The sequence below is a fragment of the Pseudomonas sp. C9 genome (genome assembly GCF_002000165.1).
Lineage (GTDB): Bacteria > Pseudomonadota > Gammaproteobacteria > Pseudomonadales > Pseudomonadaceae > Aquipseudomonas.
The window spans coordinates 1,123,840-1,138,592 of the sequence record NZ_MPAK01000001.1 but is presented as its reverse complement, the minus strand read 5'-3'; the positions used below and the strand labels follow the sequence as shown (position 1 = coordinate 1,138,592).

Here is a 14,753-nt window from a genome sequence, read left to right as displayed (position 1 = left end):
GATGTTTTTACTTGCCCTGACTTGCTGGCCAATCGACATATTCGCTAAAGCCACTGTGACAGACGGTGTAAAGTTGCCTTTGGTCGTGCTAGTTTAATGTCAATTTTTCGTATACGTGGGCAAAACGCCTGTCAGAACATAGAGTTGGCGCCACGTTTTAAAGCGGTTTACAGGTTGTAAACCCCTTATTTTTCAGCATTTTTTATAGAGGCACGGGATTACATGGAAATCGGTCTGCGCGAGTGGCTGATCGTCATCGGCATTATTGTCATTGCCGGTATTCTTTTTGATGGCTGGCGCCGTATGCGCGGTGGCAAGGGAAAACTGAAATTCCGTCTTGACCGAAGTTTGTCCAATCTGCCGGACGAGGACACCAGCGCCGAGCTGTTGGGCCCGCCGCGCGTGCTGGACAACCACAAAGAACCACAACTGGACGAGCACGATCTGCCGTCGGTGAGCATGCCTGCCCGTGAGCCCCGCGAATCGGGTTCCAAGCGTGGCAAGCGCGGCCATGGCGAGCCGTCGCAAGGCGACATGAACCTCAGCCTGGATCTGGACGGCGGCCCGAGCTTCAGCAGCCGTGACGACGATTTCCCGGATGACACCAAGGCCTCGCCAGCGGTCAGCGAAAAAGATCAGCCGCAAGCGGAAGAAGTGTTGGTGATCAGCGTAATTTGCCGCGACGCTGCCGGTTTCAAAGGCCCGGCGTTGCTGCAGAATATTCTGGAAAGCGGTTTGCGTTTCGGTGAAATGGACATCTTCCACCGTCACGAAAGCATGGCCGGCAATGGCGAGGTGCTGTTCTCAATGGCCAATGCGGTCAAGCCGGGCGTCTTTGATCTGGATGACATCGATCATTTCAGCACCCCGGCGGTGAGCTTCTTCCTCGGTCTGCCAGGCCCGCGTCATCCCAAGCAGGCCTTCGATGTGATGGTGGCCGCGGCGCGCAAACTGTCCCAGGAACTGAACGGCGAACTGAAAGACGACCAGCGCAGCGTGCTGACCGCCCAGACGATTGAGCACTACCGTCAGCGCATCGTTGAATTCGAGCGTCGCGCCCTGACCCAGAAGCGTTGAAATTGACAACGTATGGGGGACTGCGCCGCGTCTCCCGTACCCTGTAGGAGCCGAGCTTGCTCGCGATGGCGATCTCAAAGACGCCATCGCCGGCAAGCCGTGCTCCTACAATGATTTAACAGATTGAGCAGCCTCGGCTGCTCTTTTGCTTTATGAGAGAACACCCATGACCGCCGCCAAAAACCGCATTCTAGAGCTGCGCGCTGAGCTGGATCAGCACAATTACCGTTACCACGTGCTGGACGAGCCCAGTATTCCGGACGCTGAATACGACCGCTTGTTCCACGAGCTCAAAGCCCTTGAAGCGGACCATCCCGAACTGATCACCAGCGATTCGCCGACCCAGCGCGTGGGCAGTGCAGCGTTGTCGGCGTTCACGCAAGTGCGTCACGAAGTACCGATGCTCAGCCTTGGCAACGCCTTCGAAGAAACCGACATGCGCGAGTTCGACCGCCGGGTGACAGAAGGCCTGGATCTACCGGTCGGTGATCTGTTCGGTGGCGGCGCGGCGGTGGAATACAGCTGCGAGCCTAAGCTCGATGGCCTGGCGGTCAGCTTGCTGTATCAGGACGGCGTGCTGGTACGCGGCGCGACGCGCGGTGACGGCACCACTGGCGAAGACATCAGCATCAACGTGCGCACCGTGCGCAACATTCCGCTCAAGCTGCACGGCACTGGCTGGCCTGCGACCCTGGAAGTGCGCGGCGAAGTGTTCATGTCCAAGGCCGGTTTCGAGCGGCTCAATGTCACGCAACTGGAAGTCGGCGGCAAGACCTTCGCTAACCCGCGTAACGCCGCCGCCGGTAGCTTGCGCCAGCTGGACTCCAAGATCACCGCCAACCGCCCGCTGGAGTTCTGCTGCTACGGCATCGGCCAGATTTCGGCGGACATCGCCGACACGCACATCGGCAATCTCAAGCAACTCCAGGTGTGGGGCATGCCGATCAGCCACGAGCTGAAACTGGCGCACGGCATCGACGAATGCCTGGATTACTACCGCGACATCGGCGAGCGCCGCAACGCCCTGGCGTATGAGATCGACGGCGTGGTGTTCAAGGTCAACAGCATCGCCTCGCAGCGTGAGCTGGGCTTCCGCGCTCGCGAGCCGCGCTGGGCGATCGCGCACAAATTCCCGGCCATGGAAGAGCTCACCGAGTTGCTCGACGTGGAATTCCAGGTCGGTCGTACCGGCGCTGTCACGCCGGTGGCGCGCTTGAAACCGGTCAAGGTGGCCGGCGTCACCGTGGCCAATGCGACGCTGCACAACATGGACGAAGTCGCGCGTTTAGGCCTGATGATCGGCGACACGGTGATCATCCGTCGCGCCGGAGATGTGATTCCCCAAGTGGTGCAAGTGGTGCTCGAGCGCCGTCCGGAAAATGCCCGGCCGGTGCAGATTCCCGAGCAGTGCCCGGTGTGCGGCTCACACGTCGAGCGCACGCAATTGGTCAAGCGCAGTAAAGGTCGCGAGACCGTCAGCGAAGGCGCGGTGTACCGCTGCGTCGGTCGTCTGGCCTGCGGGGCGCAGCTCAAGCAGGCGATCATTCACTTCGTTTCCCGTCGCGCGATGGACATCGAAGGCCTGGGTGACAAGAGCGTCGAGCAACTGGTCGACGAAGGCCTGGTCAGTTCGCCAGCCGATCTGTATGCCCTGAAGTTCGACGACATCGTCGACCTGGAAGGTTTTGCCGAACTGTCGAGCAACAAACTGCTGAGCGCCATCGAGGACAGCAAGAAGCCGAGCCTGGCGCGCTTTATCTATGCGCTCGGGATTCCTGATGTCGGTGAGGAGACGGCCAAGGTGCTGGCGCGCTCTCTCGGTTCGCTGGAGCGGGTTCAGCAGGCGTTGCCGCAAGTGCTCACGTACTTGCCGGATGTCGGCCTGGAAGTGGCGTATGAGATCCACAGTTTCTTTGAAGATGCGCACAACCAGCAGGTGATCGCGGAACTGCTCAAGCACGGCCTGCAGATTCAGGATCAGGGCGAGCTCGGTGCTGAGTTTGCCGCGAGTACCACGCTGGGCGGCTTCCTCGACAAGTTGCACATTCCGTCGGTGGGGCCGGGCGGGGCACAGAAGCTGGCGGACAAGTTTGGGTCGCTGGAAGCGGTGATGAGCGCTGACTGGCTGGACATGCGTCAGGCGCTGCCAGAGAAGCAGGCCAATTCAGTTCGCGAGTTTTTTGCCGTTGAAGACAATCGCCAGCTTGCGCAGGCGGCCGAGCAGCAGTTGCGCGATTTCGGCATGCACTGGCTGAGCGAGAAGAAAGTCGTCGAAGGCTTGCCACTGGCTGGGCAGACCTGGGTGCTGACCGGTTCGCTGGAGTTGATGAGCCGCGACATCGCCAAGGACAAGCTTGAAAGCCTCGGCGCCAAGGTGGCGGGCTCGGTGTCGGCCAAGACCCATTGCGTGGTGGCCGGGCCGGGTGCCGGTTCGAAGCTGGCCAAGGCCAATGAGTTGGGTTTGAAAGTGCTGGATGAAGAAGCGTTTGTCGAATTCCTGAAACAACACGGTATTTCTGTTTAGTCGATCGTTCCCACGCTCCGCGTGGTAGCGCATCCCGTGACGCTTTGCGTCACAGCGGACGCGGAGCGTCCGGGGCGACATTCCCACGCAGAACGTGGGAACGATCTTCGCGCGACAATGATCTAGTCTTGGCAAGCCCCAGGGAGAGATCGCCATGTACCGCTTCTTTGAACAGCTCAGCTCGCGCATCGCCGCGCCTTTCATGGGCGAAAGCGCGCGCAACAGCAAGGTCTGGCAGTGTCGATGCGGGCAATCGCTGTTCTTTCGCAACAGTCAGTGCCTGGCCTGTTCGGCGGCGCTCGGTTATCAGCCCGAGCAGGGGCGTCTGTCGTCGCTGCAACCGGGTTTACAGGCGGATACCTGGCTGGTCGACGCCGATCCGCAAGCCGGTGTGTTTCGCCGCTGCGCCAATCTCGACTCCGCTGCCGCATGTAATTGGCTGCTCCCGGCCAACGACCACGATGCGCTATGCATTGCTTGCAGCCTGAATCACACCATCCCGGACCTGTCGATTACCGAAAATCACGAACGCTGGCGCAAGGTGGAAACGGCCAAGAGGCGCCTGGTCGCGCAGTTGCTCGACTTGGGTTTGCAGGTAACTCCCAAAACGGTCGACGAGCAAAGCGGTCTGGCGTTTGATTTCGTCGGTATCGACCTCGAAGGCAAGCTGCCGACCACGGGTCACGCCAATGGCCTGATCACCCTCGACATCAAAGAAGCCGATGACGCCCACCGTGAGCAGGTCCGTGTGCAAATGCACGAGCCGTATCGCACGTTGCTCGGGCATTTTCGCCACGAAGTCGGGCATTACTACTGGGATCGGCTGATCGCCAACAGCCATTGGCTGGAACCCTTTCGCGGGCTGTTCGGGGACGAGCGCGCCAGTTACGCAGCGGCGCTGGAGCGGCATTACCAGCAAGGTGCGCCGCAGGGTTGGCAGCAACAGTGCGTCAGTGCTTACGCGACCATGCACCCTTGGGAAGACTGGGCGGAAACCTGGGCGCACTACCTGCACATGATGGATGCGGTGGACACCGCTCTGGGATTCGGCATGAGTGCGCGGGAAATGGATCTTGATTACCAGCCATTTCCCCTAAGCACACTCTACGATCCACAGCATCCCGGCGGTGGGGCGTTCCTGTCGTTCGTCAATGCATGGATCGAACTGGCCGGCATGCTCAATGAGCTTTCGCGCAGCATGGGGCAGCCGGATTTCTATCCGTTCGTGTTGCCGCCGGCGGTGATCGTCAAGCTGCATTTTATTCACTTGGTGATCCAGCAAGAGGGCGGCAGGGCGGATGAGGTGATGCAGGAGCTGTGACGATCGCTCAATTGGACGTCCGCTTGTAGCAGCTGTCGAACCCGCGAGGCTGCGTCCGGCTGCGAAGCAGTCGCCTGTTGGGTGATCGTGGTTTATCTGAAAAACCGCGTCCTCTGATTTTACGTCTGCTTCGCAGCCGGACGCAGCCTCGCGGGCTCGGCAGCTGCTACAGACAGCGGTGTTTCAGAGGCATTGCATGTCCTTGAAGCGGCTCATATTTTTTAATCCGCACCAACGGTTGTAACTTCGTCTCAGATAGGTACAATGGCGCGGCTCGCCGTCAGGTGAGCGTCGTTATGGTGACCCCATCGGTCCCCCCGCAACGATTACCCGTGAACCTGGTCAGAGCCGGAAGGCAGCAGCCACAGCGGGAACATTGTGTGCCGGGGTGTGGCTGGTGGGGTTACCACCTTAACGCCACGCGAGCCCTCTCTCGCGTTATCGGTTTGAAAATACTTATTTGTCTTCTCTGCCATGGATCACGTCCAGGGCGGTGTTTCGTCGTTTCCGATTTTCGGAGCGCACAATAAAAAAGGAGGCCGACCTGTCGCATCAGACAAGTCGGCCTCCTTTTGTCATTTATGCACTAAGGCTTGGACAAGGCCTGGTCAACCGCTGCAATCAGCTTTCCCAGTTCCTTCGGGGTGGCTTTGTGTATGACACCGAACAGATACGCCCGCTGCTCATCTTCATCGCCCAGGTCTGCGAAAAAAGCGGCCAGCTTCACACCCAGCACGTCGGCAAGCAGGAACAACGCTTCCACGCTGGGGGTATAGGTGCCCGTTTCAAAGCGGCTGATGGTTTTGGGGTCAAAGCCGGTCTTTTCACCGAGTTCAGCCTGAGTAAGCCCCGCGACCTTGCGGTAGCGTCGGATGGCTGGACCCAAACTTGAAATTTGCATTGCTCAATTCCAATTTAGAATCAAGAACTTAACGATAGATTTTTACATTAGACAACGGCATGTTTCATCACCTTGTCTTGCAAAATGTGATGCGTTTCGTAGAATTGCCACCCTTGAGCGGCATTGGGTGACGCCATTCCGGAGATTGGGCGATGTGAAGCTGTCAGCATTGCGCTCCCTCGTCAGACTTGCACGAGGTTTTTCGCCTGATTGATCTGCGGTTCTGCGGGAACCATCGCCTACGGGTCTCGGGATGAAACGTGTTTGCGCCACCCCTCCGCCAGCGACAACGAGCCTGATTCATGGATGATAAATACCGAAGGGCCGTGGATGCCGCCGCCATTTTTTCCGAGACGGATCTGGAAGGACGGATCACCTACGTCAATGACCAATTCTGTGACGTGTCTGGCTATAGCCGTGAAGAGCTGATCGGCCAGAATCATCGTCTCCTCAATTCCGGCCAACATCCCACCGATTTCTTTTCTGCCATGTGGCGCACCATTGCGTTGGGCGGTGTGTGGAAGGGGGAAATCTGCAATCGCGCCAAGGACGGCAGCCTTTACTGGGTCGACAGCACCATGGTGCCGGTGCTCGACGATGCCACCGGACGGGTCGATCGATACCTGTCGATTCGGTTCGACATCAGTGAAAAGCGCGAGTTGCTGCACGTCTTGCAATGGCGGGTAGGGCATGACGCGCTGACCGGATTGCCCAATCGAGCGTATCTCTCGGACCTTTTGGATCAGGCACTGGCGATGTCCCGACAGGAAGACATCCCGTTGGCGGTGTGCATGCTTGATCTCGACGGTTTTAAGGCGGTCAACGATGGCTACGGTCATGCCAGCGGCGATGTGTTGCTGGTCGAGGTGGCCCGGCGTTTGCGCGACATCGTGCGCGGCGAGGATGTGGTGGCGCGATTGGCCGGCGACGAGTTTGTGCTGGTGCTGCGTCATATTCGCGATCTACCGCAATTGCGTGCGGCGTTGAACCGGGTGCTGGGGGCGGTTTCGGCGCCGTACTCGCTGCACGGCAAGGACATCCATGTGTTCGCCAGCATTGGTGTCACGCTGTTTCCCCTCGATAACGAAAACGCCGAAACCCTGTTGCGTCATGCCGATCAGGCCATGTACGTGGCGAAGCAGCGTGGACGCAACCGTTTTCATCTGTTTGATGTGTCCCGGGATCGTGAGATCAAGGCAACTCACCAGACTGTCCAGCGCATGCGTCAGGCGCTGACGGCCGGTGAGTTGCGCCTGCATTTCCAGCCCAAGGTCAACATGCGGTTGGGCGAGGTGGTCGGTTTCGAGGCGCTGTTGCGTTGGGACCATCCACAAAACGGCATGCTGCGGGCCAGGGATTTCCTGCCGCCGGTAGAAGAGACGGACCTGATCATCGACATCGGCGAATGGGTGATGGATCAGGTCCTGTTGCAGCTGCATCGCTGGCAGCAGATGGGGCAGAGCTGGCCGATCAGCGTCAATGTCGCGGCACGGCATTTTCAGCGAGCGGATTTTGTTGAGCGGCTCAAACAGGTGCTGGCAAGGCATGCCCACGTTCCCCCGCAGATGCTTGACCTGGAAGTCGTCGAGTCAGTCGCCATTGAGAACATTCATCATGTCACGGCATGTTTGCAGGCCTGTCAGGCGCTGGGGGTGCAGTTTTCACTGGGCGACTTTGGCACCGGTTATTCGTCGCTGAGCTACATCAAGCGTTTGCGCACGCAAACGATCAAGATCGACAAGTCGTTCATTCGCGACATGCTTGATGACTGCGATGATCTGGCGCTGACCACTGCCGTGATCGGGCTGGCCCGGGCGTTTGGCCGACGAGTGATCGCCGAGGGGGTGGAAAGCGTTGAGCACGGTGAATTGCTGTTGCAAATGGGCTGCGAGATTGCCCAGGGTTATTTCATCGCGAGACCCATGCCACCTGAAGAGGTGCCTGGCTGGGTGGCGGCGTTTGTCGCACCGGCGCAATGGCGGCTGGTGACGTCCCTGTAGCAGCTGGCGAAGCCTGCGTCCGACTGCGCAGCAGTCGTAAAATCAGGCGACGCAGTTTTCCAGATGTACCGTGGATACAGGATTTACGACTACTGCGCAGTCGGACGCAGGCTTCGCCAGCTGCTACAGGCTTGCGGGGGTGCCAATATACAGACGAATGTAGTCATCGATTTCCCCCGACATTTTCATTCGCAACAAGGTGCGCAGAATTCGTTGCACCGGCACCTTGGGGTCATTGCGTATGTAGCAACCGACCCGCTGTTCCTGCACCACGGCCACTGCTTTGAGCTGCCGCTCGGGCAGCAGGCGCTGATTGAACCAATCCAGTGTCCATTGATTGCTCACGGCATAGCGATAGCGCCCGGCGTTGAGTTTTTCCAGCACTTGTTCCTGATTGCGCGCGTCTTCGCGGTGCAGGCGATCGGCATCAAACAATGGTTGCAGCGTCGGATAGGTATAGCCCAGCACTGTGCCGATGGGTTGGCGTGACAAATTGGCAGGCAGCACGGAGGCAGGAGGGTCTTGCTGGCTGGTCAGCACGTCGCGTTGAAACCACAGCGGAATGCTCCAGATGTAGTCGCCGGACTGATTCGGAAGCCAGGACTGCGCGGCGTAGCAGCGGATATCAACGTCGCCATGCTCCATGGCGCCTTGTACACGTGCCCGAGGCATTACATGAAACTCGGCGGGTACTCCGACCTGGGTGGCGAGGCTGAGCATCACGTCATACAGGATGCCCTGGGTCGGGCGGCCGTGATCCAGTTGCACCATTGGCATGGCCCAACTGTCGGGGATGACAAAACGCAGCGGCGTCTCGGCGGCGGCGACGTTCAGACTTATCCACAGCAATGCCCCCAAGGCACAACGCATAAACGCTCCAGTACAACTGAAACCCGAGCCGATTAAAGCCCCAAACGCGCAGCTTAGCCAGATTAGACGAGCACACCGGATGCAATTTTGGCCTTGCTCCGCTAGCATTAGCCGCTTCTGTTCCTTAGTTGCGACGGTTTTCGATGAGTTATCAGGTTCTTGCACGTAAATGGCGTCCGCGCTCGTTCCGCGAAATGGTCGGCCAGACCCATGTGCTCAAGGCTCTGATCAATGCCTTGGACAGCCAGCGGCTGCACCACGCCTACTTGTTTACCGGTACGCGGGGGGTCGGCAAGACCACCATCGCACGCATCATCGCCAAATGCCTGAACTGTGAAACAGGTATCACGTCGACACCGTGTGGCGAGTGCTCGGTGTGCCGCGAAATCGATGAGGGGCGCTTTGTCGACCTGATCGAGATCGACGCCGCGAGCCGGACCAAGGTCGAGGACACCCGCGAACTGCTCGACAACGTGCAATACGCCCCAAGCCGCGGGCGCTTCAAGGTCTACCTGATCGACGAAGTGCACATGCTCTCCAGCCATTCCTTCAATGCGTTGTTGAAAACCCTTGAAGAGCCGCCACCCTACGTCAAGTTCATCCTGGCGACGACCGATCCGCAGAAACTTCCTGCAACCATTCTGTCGCGGTGCCTGCAATTCTCCCTGAAGAACATGACGCCGGAACGTGTGGTCGAGCATTTGACCCACGTGCTGGGTGTCGAGAACGTGCCGTTCGAAGATGATGCACTGTGGTTGCTGGGCCGTGCCGCCGATGGCTCGATGCGCGATGCCATGAGCCTCACCGACCAGGCCATCGCTTTTGGTGAAGGCAAGGTCATGGCCGCCGACGTGCGGGCGATGCTCGGCACGCTGGATCACGGCCAGGTCTACGACGTTTTGCATGCGTTGATCGAAGGTGACGCCAAGGCGTTGCTCGAAGGTGTCCGTCATTTGGCTGAACAAGGCCCGGACTGGAACGGCGTGCTCTCGGAAATTCTCAACGTGCTGCACCGTGTCGCCATCGCCCAGGCCTTGCCTGAAGGCGTCGACAATGGTCACGGCGACCGTGACCGGGTGCTGGCGCTGGCCCAGGCATTGCCGGCCGAAGACGTGCAGTTTTATTATCAGATGGGCCTGATCGGTCGCCGCGATTTGCCGCTGGCCCCCGACCCGCGTGGTGGCTTTGAAATGGTCCTGCTGCGGATGCTTGCCTTCCGCCCGGCAGACACCGCCGACGCCCCGAGGCAACCGCTAAAGCCAGTGGGGATCAGCCAGGCCACAGTTGATTCCGCAAATTCAGTGGCTGCCGCGCCGGTTGTTGCGCCGGTAGTCGCTGCGGCAGTAGCACCTGTTATGCCTTCGCCTGCGCCAGTCGCGGCCGTTGTTGCGCCCGCTCCAGCACCCGAGCCTGAGCCGGTTGCACCCGTTGTGGTGCCCGAGCCAGTCGTTGCGCCGGTGGCGGTCGAAGCCGTCGTCGACCTGCCGTGGAATGATCCGGTCGAGCCTGAAGTTGTCCAGCAACCTGCTGTTGAGCCAGTTCTGGAAACTGCTGGCGAGCAGCCGGATTTGCCACCGATGCCGCTGCCGACGCCGGACAGCGTGGTGCCGGATGCGCAGGAATGGGCCGCTGCGCCCATCCCGGAACCTTCCGTGGCCCAAGTCGATGCCGCCACGCCGGGCATGGACCTGGACGACGAGCCGCCGCTGGACGAGGATTACATCGAGCCGGACATGGATTCGGCCTACAGTTATCTCGATGAGCTGGCGAGCGAACATACCGCCGAACCCGCGCCGGAACCGGAGCCGGAACCCGCTGCAATGCCGGCCACGGGCCTGGCGCTGCAATGGCTGGAGCTGTTCCCGAAACTGCCGATCTCCGGCATGACGGGCAGCATCGCCGCCAACTGCACACTGATATCCGTCGAGGGCGATCACTGGCTGATGCACCTGGACCCGGCCCACAGCGCCTTGTTCAACGCGACCCAGCAGCGTCGTCTCAACGATGCACTGAACCAGTTTCACGGGCGCACACTGACCCTGACCATGGAACTGATCAAGCCGGAACAGGAAACCCCGGCCCAGGCCGCGTCCAGGCGCCGTGCCAACCGTCAGCGCGAAGCCGAAGAGTCGATCCACGGTGATCCGTTCATCCAGCAAATGATGCAGCAGTTCGGTGCGGTGATCCGTAACGATACTATTGAACCTGTCGACGCTCTGGTCAGTCAGGGCTAATAACTGAAGGCGTTCGGTCACATGGGCCGGGCGCTGTTTTAATCCAAGTACTTTCGAGGTGATTCCCATGATGAAAGGTGGCATGGCCGGCCTGATGAAGCAGGCGCAGCAGATGCAGGAAAAAATGGCCAAGATGCAGGAAGAATTGGCCAATGCTGAAGTCATCGGTAAAGCCGGCGGCGATATGGTCACCGTGGTCATGACCGGTCGTCATGACGTCAAGAGCGTGACCATCGACCCAAGCCTGGTCGAAGGCCTGAGCGAAGACGACAAGGAAATGCTGGAAGCGGTCGTTGCCGCCGCCGTCAACGACGCTGTGCGCAAGATCGAAGCCAACAGCCAGGACAAAATGTCCGGCATGACCGCTGGCATGCAATTGCCGCCGGGCATGAAGCTGCCATTCTGATTCGCTAAAGCGCGTCGGATGAGCTACAAAAAAATGCCAGGCATCGCGCCTGGCATTTTTGTTTCTTGCTGTTGAAGTGTGACGTCTTGAGGCAGCCTTCGCGGGCAAGCCCGCTCCCACAGGGATCACCTGAATCCTGTGGGAGCATGGCTTGCCCGCGATGAAGTCACCTCTGTAAAGCTGAGGAAACTTCGAACCCGATGCTGCCACAAAGGTCTGCTTCCCTATACCGCCCAATTCTCGATCAAAGGAGACGCTCACATGCCTCAAGCATTGACCCTCAACCAACGTATCGTCCTGGCGTCCCGCCCGGTCGGCGCGCCGACGCCAGAGAATTTCCGCCTGGAAAGGGAGGCGTTGCCGGACCTCACTGACGGCCAGTTATTGCTCAAAACCCTCTACTTGTCGTTGGACCCTTACATGCGCGGGCGCATGAGTGACGCGCCGTCCTACGCAGCACCGGTAGAAATCGACGAGGTCATGACCGGTGGGGCTGTCAGCCGGGTCGAGCGCTCGTTGAATCCAAAATTCCAGGAAGGGGATATCGTGGTAGGCGCTACCGGCTGGCAAAGCCACAGCATCAGTGACGGTCGCAACATCATCCCGGTGCCGTCCGGATTGCCGAGTCCGTCGATGGCCCTCGGTGTACTGGGAATGCCGGGCATGACGGCTTATATGGGCTTGATGGACATCGGTCAGCCGAAGTCCGGCGAAACCCTGGTGGTCGCGGCGGCATCCGGCGCGGTGGGCTCGGTGGTCGGGCAGGTGGCGAAAATCAAGGGCCTGCGCGTAGTGGGTGTGGCCGGTGGTGCAGAGAAGTGCCGTTACGTGGTCGAGGAGTTGGGCTTCGATGCCTGCATCGATCACAAGGCGGCTGATTTCGCCGAGCTACTGGCCAAAGCCTGTCCCAATGGCATCGACATCTATTACGAGAACGTAGGCGGTCATGTGTTCGACGCGGTAGTGCCGTTACTCAATGCCAAGGCCCGCATTCCACTGTGCGGCCTGATTGCCGGTTACAACGCCTCCGAGGCGCCGAAAGGCCCGGATCGCCTGCCGCTGTTGCAGCGCACGCTATTGACCAAACGCGTGCGTATTCAGGGCTTCATCGTGTTCGACGACTACGGTGACCGCCAGCCGGAATTCATCAGTGCCATGGCGCCATGGGTGCGCGACGGCAAGGTTAAATTCCGCGAGGACGTGGTCGACGGGCTGGAGCAGGCACCCGAAGCGTTCATCGGTCTGCTGGAAGGGCGCAACTTCGGCAAACTGGTGGTGCGGGTCGCGCAAGACTGAGTATTTGACGCTAATGAGAGGCGCGGGTATAAACCGCGTCTCGTTGTTTTGTCGGACGTTTCCCCATGAGCTTCAGCCCTTTGATTCGCCAACTGATCGACGCCCTGCGAATTTTGCCGGGCGTGGGTCAGAAAACCGCCCAGCGTATGGCGCTGCAACTGCTTGAACGCGATCGCAGCGGTGGTTCGCGACTGGCGTTGGCCTTGAGCCAGGCCATGGAAGGGGTGGGCCATTGCCGCCTGTGCCGCACGCTGACTGAAGATGACCTGTGCCCGCAGTGCGCGGATACCCGTCGCGACGACACCTTGTTGTGCGTGGTGGAAGGGCCGATGGACGTCTATGCGGTGGAGCAGACGGGCTTCCGCGGCCGCTACTTCGTGCTCAAGGGGCATTTGTCGCCGCTTGATGGCCTCGGGCCTGAGGCGATTGGTATTCCGCAGTTGATGGCGCGGATTGAAGAGGCCGGTACCTTTGCTGAAGTCATCCTCGCCACCAACCCGACGGTAGAAGGCGAGGCGACGGCGCACTACATTGCGCAGTTGCTCAGTAATAAAGGCCTGATTGCCTCGCGTATCGCCCACGGTGTGCCATTGGGTGGCGAGCTGGAGCTGGTGGATGGCGGGACGTTGGCGCATTCGTTTGCCGGGCGTAAGCCGATAGCCCTCTAGTGCCTGAACGGGCCTCTTCGCGGGCAAGCCCGCTCCCACACGGGATTTGTGGCATTCACAGAGCCCCTGTAGGAGTGAGCCTGCTCGCGAAAGGCTTACCTCGGTCACCCTGTTCCACACATTCCTGTTGAAAACCAAGCAAGCGCTCGGTTAACTTCGCTGAACCTTCAGTGGAGTTCGCCGATGCCTGCCTTTCAGGAATACTTCGATCCCTGCCACCAATTGGTCCGAGACAGCGTCAGACGTTTCGTCGAGCGTGAGATTCTCCCGGACATTGATCTGTGGGAGGAAGCTGAAAGCTTTCCCCGTGAGCTCTACCTCAAGGCCGGTGCTGCCGGGATTCTGGGCATTGGCTACCCCGAGGCACTCGGCGGCAGTCATGAAGGTGATCTGTTTGCCAAGGTCGCGGCCAGCGAAGAACTGATGCGCTGTGGCTCCGGCGGGCTTGTAGCCGGTCTCGGTTCGCTGGACATCGGCTTGCCACCGATCCTCAAGTGGGCCAGGCCTGAAGTCCGTGATCGCGTGGTGCCGCAAGTGCTGGCCGGCGAGAAGATCAGTGCCCTGGCCGTCACCGAGCCCAGCGGCGGTTCCGACGTCGCCAACCTGCAAACCCGCGCCGTGCGTGACGGCGAGTTTTACCGGGTCAGCGGCAGCAAGACCTTTATCACCAGCGGCATTCGCGCCGATTTCTACACCGTCGCGGTGCGCACCGGCGAGCCGGGTTTTGGCGGTATCAGCCTGTTGCTGATCGAGAAGGGCACGCCCGGTTTCTCTGTCGGTCGTCAATTGAAGAAAATGGGCTGGTGGGCGTCGGACACCGCCGAATTGTTCTTTGACGATTGTCGTGTGCCCGTGGGTAATCTGATCGGCGTCGAAAACATGGGATTCGCCTGCATCATGGGTAACTTTCAAAGTGAGCGACTGGCGCTGGCGTTGATGGCCAACATGACCGCGCAGCTTGCGCTGGAGGAGAGCCTGAAGTGGGCCCGCCAGCGCGAAGCCTTCGGTAGGCCTGTCGGCAAGTTCCAGGTCATCAAACACCGCCTCGCCGAGATGGCGACAGCGCTGGAAGTGTCCCGGGAATTTACCTATCGCCAGGCGGCGAAAATGGCGGCGGGGCAGAGTGTGATCAAGGAAATTTCAATGGCCAAGAATTTTGCCACCGACACGGCTGACCGGATCGTCAACGATGCGGTGCAGATCCTGGGTGGTTTGGGCTATATGCGTGAAAGCCTGGTGGAACGGCTGTACCGCGATAACCGGATTCTGTCGATTGGTGGCGGGACGCGGGAAGTGATGAACGAGATCATCAGTAAGCAGATGGGGCTTTAATCGGCGGTGTAGTGGCTGGCGTCATCGCGAGCAAGCTCGGCTCCCACAGGAGAATGTCGCCGGACACAAATCGTGTATACGACATAGATCACTGTGGGAGCCGAGCTTGCTCGCGATGGCGTCG

Annotated in this window: 11 protein-coding genes and 1 other RNA gene; 10 read left to right on the top strand and 2 right to left on the bottom strand. The window is 59.7% G+C overall.

Features of this window, described 5'->3' with window-relative positions; all coding sequences use genetic code 11:
* The first annotated feature begins 222 nt into the window (after positions 1–222).
* The 4 genes from zipA (at position 223) to ffs (ending at position 5,325) form a co-directional block, all read left to right on the top strand.
* Positions 223–1,077, top strand: coding sequence for a cell division protein ZipA (gene zipA / locus BMS17_RS05405; protein ID WP_077430580.1), 855 nt, complete (start codon positions 223–225; stop codon positions 1,075–1,077).
* 166 nt (positions 1,078–1,243) lie between these two features.
* Positions 1,244–3,601: an NAD-dependent DNA ligase LigA gene (ligA, locus tag BMS17_RS05400; RefSeq protein ID WP_046027029.1), complete on the top strand. Its 2,358-nt coding sequence runs from the start codon at positions 1,244–1,246 to the stop codon at positions 3,599–3,601.
* Positions 3,602–3,755: 154 nt separating this feature from the next.
* Entirely contained in the window at positions 3,756–4,922 is a 1,167-nt protein-coding gene (locus BMS17_RS05395; RefSeq protein WP_046027028.1) for a putative zinc-binding metallopeptidase, read from the top strand.
* A gap of 306 nt (positions 4,923–5,228) precedes the next feature.
* Positions 5,229–5,325: signal recognition particle sRNA small type (gene ffs / locus BMS17_RS05390), an RNA gene on the top strand.
* A gap of 183 nt (positions 5,326–5,508) precedes the next feature.
* Here ffs and BMS17_RS05385 read toward each other — a convergent pair.
* On the bottom strand, positions 5,509–5,823 hold the full coding sequence (locus tag BMS17_RS05385) for a helix-turn-helix domain-containing protein (protein WP_046027027.1): 315 nt from the start codon (positions 5,821–5,823) through the stop codon (positions 5,509–5,511).
* Between the two features lie 302 nt (positions 5,824–6,125).
* Here BMS17_RS05385 and BMS17_RS05380 point away from each other — a divergent pair, with 302 nt between their 5' ends.
* Positions 6,126–7,823: a bifunctional diguanylate cyclase/phosphodiesterase gene (locus tag BMS17_RS05380; RefSeq protein ID WP_077430579.1), complete on the top strand. Its 1,698-nt coding sequence runs from the start codon at positions 6,126–6,128 to the stop codon at positions 7,821–7,823.
* Between the two features lie 123 nt (positions 7,824–7,946).
* On the opposite strand, the gene BMS17_RS05375 is transcribed toward BMS17_RS05380, so the two are convergent.
* Positions 7,947–8,693 (bottom strand): ABC transporter substrate-binding protein, encoded by a 747-nt coding sequence (locus BMS17_RS05375; RefSeq protein ID WP_046027025.1) that lies wholly within the window; start codon positions 8,691–8,693, stop codon positions 7,947–7,949.
* Positions 8,694–8,836: 143 nt separating this feature from the next.
* Between BMS17_RS05375 and dnaX the strand changes: the two genes are divergently transcribed.
* The 5 genes from dnaX to BMS17_RS05350 all read left to right on the top strand — a co-directional run bounded on the left by dnaX (position 8,837) and on the right by BMS17_RS05350 (position 14,629).
* Positions 8,837–10,927 (top strand): DNA polymerase III subunit gamma/tau, encoded by a 2,091-nt coding sequence (gene dnaX, locus BMS17_RS05370; protein WP_077430578.1) that lies wholly within the window; start codon positions 8,837–8,839, stop codon positions 10,925–10,927.
* A gap of 67 nt (positions 10,928–10,994) precedes the next feature.
* Complete coding sequence (locus tag BMS17_RS05365) at positions 10,995–11,333, top strand: YbaB/EbfC family nucleoid-associated protein (protein ID WP_027921723.1); 339 nt, start codon at positions 10,995–10,997, stop codon at positions 11,331–11,333.
* A gap of 261 nt (positions 11,334–11,594) precedes the next feature.
* On the top strand, positions 11,595–12,629 hold the full coding sequence (locus BMS17_RS05360; protein ID WP_046027023.1) for an NADP-dependent oxidoreductase: 1,035 nt from the start codon (positions 11,595–11,597) through the stop codon (positions 12,627–12,629).
* Between the two features lie 65 nt (positions 12,630–12,694).
* Positions 12,695–13,297, top strand: coding sequence for a recombination mediator RecR (recR, locus tag BMS17_RS05355; RefSeq protein WP_046027022.1), 603 nt, complete (start codon positions 12,695–12,697; stop codon positions 13,295–13,297).
* A 183-nt stretch (positions 13,298–13,480) separates the two neighbouring features.
* The gene (locus BMS17_RS05350) at positions 13,481–14,629 is read left to right on the top strand and encodes an acyl-CoA dehydrogenase family protein (RefSeq protein WP_077430577.1); all 1,149 of its coding nucleotides are present in this window, start codon (positions 13,481–13,483) and stop codon (positions 14,627–14,629) included.
* Positions 14,630–14,753 lie beyond the last annotated feature (124 nt).

Excerpts from the sequence above, each read along its gene's own strand:
- zipA (WP_077430580.1), top strand. The coding sequence starts at position 223 with ATGGAAATCGGTCTGCGCGAGTGGCTGATCGTCATCGGCATTATTGTC.
- ligA (WP_046027029.1), top strand. The coding sequence starts at position 1,244 with ATGACCGCCGCCAAAAACCGCATTCTAGAGCTGCGCGCTGAGCTGGAT.
- BMS17_RS05395 (WP_046027028.1), top strand. The coding sequence starts at position 3,756 with ATGTACCGCTTCTTTGAACAGCTCAGCTCGCGCATCGCCGCGCCTTTC.
- BMS17_RS05385 (WP_046027027.1), bottom strand. The coding sequence starts at position 5,823 with ATGCAAATTTCAAGTTTGGGTCCAGCCATCCGACGCTACCGCAAGGTC.
- BMS17_RS05380 (WP_077430579.1), top strand. The coding sequence starts at position 6,126 with ATGGATGATAAATACCGAAGGGCCGTGGATGCCGCCGCCATTTTTTCC.
- BMS17_RS05375 (WP_046027025.1), bottom strand. The coding sequence starts at position 8,693 with ATGCGTTGTGCCTTGGGGGCATTGCTGTGGATAAGTCTGAACGTCGCC.
- dnaX (WP_077430578.1), top strand. The coding sequence starts at position 8,837 with ATGAGTTATCAGGTTCTTGCACGTAAATGGCGTCCGCGCTCGTTCCGC.
- BMS17_RS05365 (WP_027921723.1), top strand. The coding sequence starts at position 10,995 with ATGATGAAAGGTGGCATGGCCGGCCTGATGAAGCAGGCGCAGCAGATG.
- BMS17_RS05360 (WP_046027023.1), top strand. The coding sequence starts at position 11,595 with ATGCCTCAAGCATTGACCCTCAACCAACGTATCGTCCTGGCGTCCCGC.
- recR (WP_046027022.1), top strand. The coding sequence starts at position 12,695 with ATGAGCTTCAGCCCTTTGATTCGCCAACTGATCGACGCCCTGCGAATT.
- BMS17_RS05350 (WP_077430577.1), top strand. The coding sequence starts at position 13,481 with ATGCCTGCCTTTCAGGAATACTTCGATCCCTGCCACCAATTGGTCCGA.